We start from the raw sequence: 4,934 nt of genomic DNA, 5'->3' as shown, positions 1-4,934 counted from the left end.
CTCGCGCTGCAGCCGACCGTCCTCTCCGGCGATACCCTCCGCCAGGGACGGCTCAGGGTGGTGCTCGCCGAGCATGAGCCCGAGCCGCTCGGGCTCTATGCGGTGTACGCCCACCGCCAGCTGCTGGCGAGCAAGGTGCGCCACTTCGTGGACTTCCTGGAGGGGTACTTCGGCGACCCACCCTACTGGGATCGCCTGTGACGCGCGCCCCCCTCGAGACCTCGACGCTCAAGACCCGGCCTTGAGGCGGGCCGCCACCCGGGCCACCGTCTCCCCCTGGTAGCGGGCGATGGCCAGCTCGCGCGCGTCGGGCTGGCGGGAGCCGTCGCTGTCGGCGATGGTGGTGGCGCCGTAGGGCGTACCGCCGCCCACCTGGGAGATATCGGCCACCTCCGGAGTGGCGTAGCCGATCGGCACGATGATCATGCCGTGGTGCGCCAGGGTGGTCCAGGTCGAGGTGATGGTCATCTCCTGGCCACCGCCGGTGCCGGTGGAGGAGAAGACGCTGGCCACCTTGCCCACCAGGCCGCCGCTGACCCAGAGGCCGCCGGTCTGGTCGAGGAAGGTGCGCATCTGGCCGGCCATGTTGCCGAAGCGGGTGGGGGTGCCGAAGATGATGGCGTCATAGTCGGCCAGCTCCTTGGGCGAGGCCTCGGGGGCGGCCTGGTCCGACTTGCCGCCCGCGGCCTTGAACGCCTCCGCGCTCATGGTCTCCGGCACGCGCTTCACCGTGACCTCGACCCCTTCCACCTGGCGGGCGCCTTCGGCGACGCTGTTGGCCATGGTCTCGATATGGCCATACATGGAGTAGTAGAGCACCAGTACCTTGGTCATTCCATTCACCTCTTGAAAGAGAAGGTTGGGGGAAGACTCCCCCATCACGCTGCCGGACTTCTCCACCATAGGTGAGGACGCGCCGGGCTGCACAGGGCAGAGCCTGGCCGCCGGCGCCACCGCCTACTCGGCCCCGGCGGTGATACGCACGCGGAGAACGGCTACCATGGACCCCAGCTCTGCCCCGTGGAGATCCGCCACCATGACCGCGCCCGCCATCGCCATCACCCGCACGCCGCTAGTCGCCGTCTACGGCACCCTCAAGCGCGGCCTGCGCAATCACCACTGGCTCGACGGTGCCGAGTTCCTGGGCAGCGACCGCCTGACCGGCGTGACCCTCTACGACCTGGGGCCCTACCCCGGCGCCAAGCTCACGCCCTCCCGCGGGGTGGAGGTCGAGGTCTTCCAGGTGAACAGCCGCCTGCTGGCCGGCCTCGACCGGCTGGAAGACTACCGCCCGCGCCAGCCCCGGCTCGGCCTCTACGACCGCGCCGTCCACCCTACCGCCTTCGGGCCCGCCTGGCTCTATCTCTACAACCCCGAGGTGACCGGCTGCGAGGCCATCCGGCAGGGCGGCTGGCGGCCGCGCCCGCACCCCTGACGCCCCCCCACCCGCCACACTGGAGCCCGCTCATGTCTCGCGCTATCGACATTCCCGCCGCCGACGGCACCATCGACGCCCATCTCTTCACGCCTGGGAACGCCGAAGGGCCGCTGCCAAGCGTGGTGCTGTTCACCGATATCGGCGGCCTGCGCCCCTGCTACCACGAGAAGGCCCAGCGGATCGCCGACAGCGGCTATGCGGTGCTGATGCCCAACCTCTACTACCGCGACGCCCGGGGCCCCGTGGTGCCGGAGGGCAAATCCTTCCGCGACCCGGACGTGCGCCCGACGCTGTTCGACTATGCCGGCCACCTGACACTCGAGGCGCAGTCCCGCGACTTCGCCGCCCTGTTCGGCTGCCTCGATCGCGAGGCCGAGTTCGCCGACGGCAAGATCGGCGTGGTGGGCTACTGCCTGACCGGCGCCTTCGCGCTGCGCATGGCGGCCGAATACCCTGACCGCGTCGCCGCCGCGGCGGGCTTCCACTCGGCGCGGCTGGCGGAGGCCGGTGACCCGGCGAGCCCGGTCCACGTGGTCGGCACCATCGAGGGGCGCGTCTATCTCGGCCACGCCGACCAGGACGAGCTGCTGCCCCCCGAGCAGATCGCCCGCATGGACGAGGCGCTGGCCGCAGCCGGCGTGCACTTCATCACCGAGCTCTACCGGGGGGCCGCCCACGGCTTCACCACCAAGGACGCCCCCTCCTATGACGCCGCCGCCGACAACCTGCACCACAGGCGGCTCGCCATGCTGCTGGAGGAGACGCTGTCACGAGCCGAGCTTCGCGCTATTCGTAGTGGCTCCAGAGCCGGAGAACCTTCATGACTTTCTCGTCGTCAAGTACCTGGTACACCAGACGATGCTGGATATTGATGCGACGTGAATAGGCCCCCGCGAGGTCGCCGACCAGTTTTTCAAACGGTGGCGGCTTGCGGTACGGATCTTCTGCAATCAGTGCCAGCAGCTCCTGAGCCTTGGGCTTGAGGCCGCTGGAGGCGAGCTTGCTTGCATCCTTATGGGCTTGCCTGGTGTAAACCAGCTTCCATGTCACCAGTCAAGCTCCTCATCGCATGAATCCACAGGGGTATCCATCCCCTCGCGAATCGACTCGCGCATGCCGGGCACGGAGAGCAGGTAAAGCGTTTCCTGGATGGCCGTCCAATCTTCCTCGGAGACCAGAACCGCCCTGTTTCGCTTGCCCATGATGATGATTGGCTGGTGGGACTCGGCGGTCTCGTCAATCAACCGATAAAGGTTGCTGCGCGCCTCGGTTGCGGTGATGCCGGTCATGACGCACCTCTTGCTCGTTCCATTTTCAACCAAGCGTACGCCTATACGCACGTACGTCAAGACGAACGTTGAGTGTGACACCCAGCGGACCTCACCCCCCCTCGGCGCTCGAAGGCCGGCGTCAGGGTCTCGACCAGCCTATCCAGCTCGCCGAACTCGAGGCCTTCTGGCGCGCCCAGTACCATTAAGCGAAGGCTCATACAACCGGCTTGCATCACCTGACGTAAAAAGCACAGCGAGGAACGACCAGCGTTTTTGCGGTCAGCGTGAATGCAATAGTTAGGATTGATTTAGAGCTTTGTTAATAGTGCATTGGCACGATCGCTAACTAGATCGCCTGCAGAAACAGTAAACGTGCCATTAAGCTGTCCGTCTACTGCTTCATTGGGATATAAAAACCATTTGCCATCACGCGGACCTCTGAAAGAATCTAAAACAGTTTCGTCTTCTTCGCTCTCACCTTCCTTCGAAAGCAGTTGTCTTGAATGTACTCTACTTGTCGCAGAAAGCGTACCATCGTCATCCGCTAAAACATTTTCAACAAGCGCCGACATATTAATATGTATGTAATGATCTTTCAGGTTTACGTATAAGTCCCCAATGACTGAACCGTGACCATTTTTTCCTTTTCTCGGCAGGAAGAGATCTATAACGCCTTCAAGATGTACGTAGGCCGGACTCTCAATTTGCATATTGCGCCAAATATCGAATTTCAATTTCACGGACCACCGCCCACTGTAACCATGAACTATCGCGTAGTTTGGCACACCGGGAGAAACAGCTGTTAGTTTTTGTGACCATTTTATTAGCTTTTTAGCTGCTTGAGCATCTACAACTTGAGCTCCGGCAACACCTTGGTAATCGCCCATAGGAATACAAGTAAATGCATTTAAGTCTGTCGCAAGTTCAACGCCATTGTATCTACAGAGTGCGATATTGGTTCTTCCCAGAATTGCTGCCAAGTATCCAAATTCGATTAAGACGTTTGATCGAGGAACCCGAACGGTGGTTCTCCTGATGATAGACTCGTCGTCGGGAGTGGCGAGTAAAACTGCTCCTGAAATAGTTTTTGCCATTCTTTCTATTGCTTCGAATGTCAAAGTTCCAGGATCAAAAACATCTGTCCAAATCAAAGGGATTATTTCGCCTTGAGCACCAAGAATGTCCTTTATTTGTTCGGCATAGTGAATCGCCTCAGTAGAAGAACCGATGAATATACGTTTCTTCATATATTTATCCTCCCAAAGCAGGGTCCTGAACCCTTAAATTCAGCCCTTTAAATGTGTGAATAAACATTGAAAATCATAGACTTAAACTTGACCTTGGCAATCTGCTTCACGGACAGACCTGAGACTTGACCAAGTCAGATAATCGAGAATCAGACGGTTACGTTGATATGTCAACTGGCCACCTTTAAAGGGCTGACCCTTAAATCCACCCTATTCATCACAGCCTATTTCGAGAGAATAAAAAAATCATGAAATTCATCAGGTCATGATGTACGCGCTTGATCGAAGCGGCTTCACCAATTTGGTGAAACGAACCTCTGCCTAGCGAACAGGTGTAACCACCTGATTTTCATAGAGCATATATTCATTCTTCTTTCTCCAAATGAATAAGGTGGGTTAAACCCTACAGGTATTAGGCCGCGTGCTCGACATTTCACTTGAACCCGCCGTCTTACCTTCGTCGGCATGGCCGCTTCGGATCGTTAACTACCTCAACCATCCATCAGCATAGGCTAAGGTTCCTCACTCGGCCAACTGCTGCCATCCGCCCGTTCGTCGAGTCGGTCACTCGAATGTCAGGTCAGATTCCATTCGCCGACATTGGCGGGGTAAATGCAACGACCAATCTCACCCGTGCAGCGATGCAAGCTTGGCGCTGATTTCATCGTCTGTCCTGCCCATTGCCTGCAACAGTGCAATGTAGTTCCCGCGTACGACCTGCGAGGACGGGTGGTCCAGTCCCAGACTCTCAATAAAAATCGCCAGCGCCCGGCGCATCAGCGGCTCGGCCTCGACCAGCCGGTTCGTGGCCTGCAGCAACTGCGCGAGGTTGTTGAGGTCGCGGGCGACGTCGGGGTGGTCCGCACCGAGGCTCGCCTCGTCGATCGCCAGCGCCCGGCGCATCAGCGGCTCGGCCTCGGCCAGCCGGTTCGTGGCCTTGAGCAACTGCGCCAGGTTGTTGAGGTCGGTGGCGACCGT

Annotated in this window: 8 protein-coding genes; 3 read left to right on the top strand and 5 right to left on the bottom strand. The window is 59.9% G+C overall.

Translation table 11 applies throughout. The features are described from left to right. Window positions 1-201: LysR substrate-binding domain-containing protein (locus J5F18_RS07275; protein ID WP_346301610.1), on the top strand; the 201-nt coding region annotated here is incomplete at its 5' end. A 27-nt stretch (window positions 202-228) separates the two neighbouring features. Here J5F18_RS07275 and wrbA read toward each other — a convergent pair. After that, entirely contained in the window at window positions 229-834 is a 606-nt protein-coding gene (gene wrbA / locus J5F18_RS07270) for an NAD(P)H:quinone oxidoreductase (protein WP_346301609.1), read from the bottom strand. A 202-nt stretch (window positions 835-1,036) separates the two neighbouring features. On the opposite strand from wrbA, the gene J5F18_RS07265 reads away from it, so the two are divergent. Beyond that, window positions 1,037-1,435 (top strand): gamma-glutamylcyclotransferase family protein, encoded by a 399-nt coding sequence (locus tag J5F18_RS07265; protein WP_346301608.1) that lies wholly within the window; start codon window positions 1,037-1,039, stop codon window positions 1,433-1,435. Between the two features lie 32 nt (window positions 1,436-1,467). Continuing rightward, window positions 1,468-2,262 (top strand): dienelactone hydrolase family protein, encoded by a 795-nt coding sequence (locus tag J5F18_RS07260; RefSeq protein ID WP_346301607.1) that lies wholly within the window; start codon window positions 1,468-1,470, stop codon window positions 2,260-2,262. Here the strand turns inward: J5F18_RS07260 and J5F18_RS07255 are convergent. The 4 genes from J5F18_RS07255 to J5F18_RS07240 form a co-directional block, all read right to left on the bottom strand. Continuing rightward, the gene (locus tag J5F18_RS07255) at window positions 2,225-2,488 is read right to left on the bottom strand and encodes a Txe/YoeB family addiction module toxin (protein WP_346301606.1); all 264 of its coding nucleotides are present in this window, start codon (window positions 2,486-2,488) and stop codon (window positions 2,225-2,227) included. The two genes, J5F18_RS07260 and J5F18_RS07255, sit on opposite strands and share 38 nt — an antisense overlap. Beyond that, complete coding sequence (locus J5F18_RS07250; RefSeq protein ID WP_346301605.1) at window positions 2,485-2,727, bottom strand: type II toxin-antitoxin system Phd/YefM family antitoxin; 243 nt, start codon at window positions 2,725-2,727, stop codon at window positions 2,485-2,487. The genes J5F18_RS07255 and J5F18_RS07250 overlap by 4 nt, the downstream gene beginning before the upstream one ends. Before the next feature lie 290 nt (window positions 2,728-3,017). Continuing rightward, on the bottom strand, window positions 3,018-3,956 hold the full coding sequence (locus J5F18_RS07245) for a nucleotide-binding protein (RefSeq protein WP_346301604.1): 939 nt from the start codon (window positions 3,954-3,956) through the stop codon (window positions 3,018-3,020). A 627-nt stretch (window positions 3,957-4,583) separates the two neighbouring features. After that, on the bottom strand, window positions 4,584-4,934 hold a 351-nt coding region (locus J5F18_RS07240), incomplete at its 5' end, for a tetratricopeptide repeat protein (RefSeq protein ID WP_346301603.1).

Source organism: Halomonas sp. BM-2019, from assembly GCF_017584085.1.
The sequence above is the reverse complement of the archived record's forward strand: the minus strand, read 5'-3'. Positions and strand labels throughout refer to the sequence as shown.

Bases quoted from the DNA above. Each gene is read 5' to 3' on its own strand.
- J5F18_RS07265 (WP_346301608.1), top strand. From the start codon at position 1,037: ATGACCGCGCCCGCCATCGCCATCACCCGCACGCCGCTAGTCGCCGTC.
- J5F18_RS07250 (WP_346301605.1), bottom strand. From the start codon at position 2,727: ATGACCGGCATCACCGCAACCGAGGCGCGCAGCAACCTTTATCGGTTG.
- J5F18_RS07260 (WP_346301607.1), top strand. From the start codon at position 1,468: ATGTCTCGCGCTATCGACATTCCCGCCGCCGACGGCACCATCGACGCC.
- wrbA (WP_346301609.1), bottom strand. From the start codon at position 834: ATGACCAAGGTACTGGTGCTCTACTACTCCATGTATGGCCATATCGAG.
- J5F18_RS07245 (WP_346301604.1), bottom strand. From the start codon at position 3,956: ATGAAGAAACGTATATTCATCGGTTCTTCTACTGAGGCGATTCACTAT.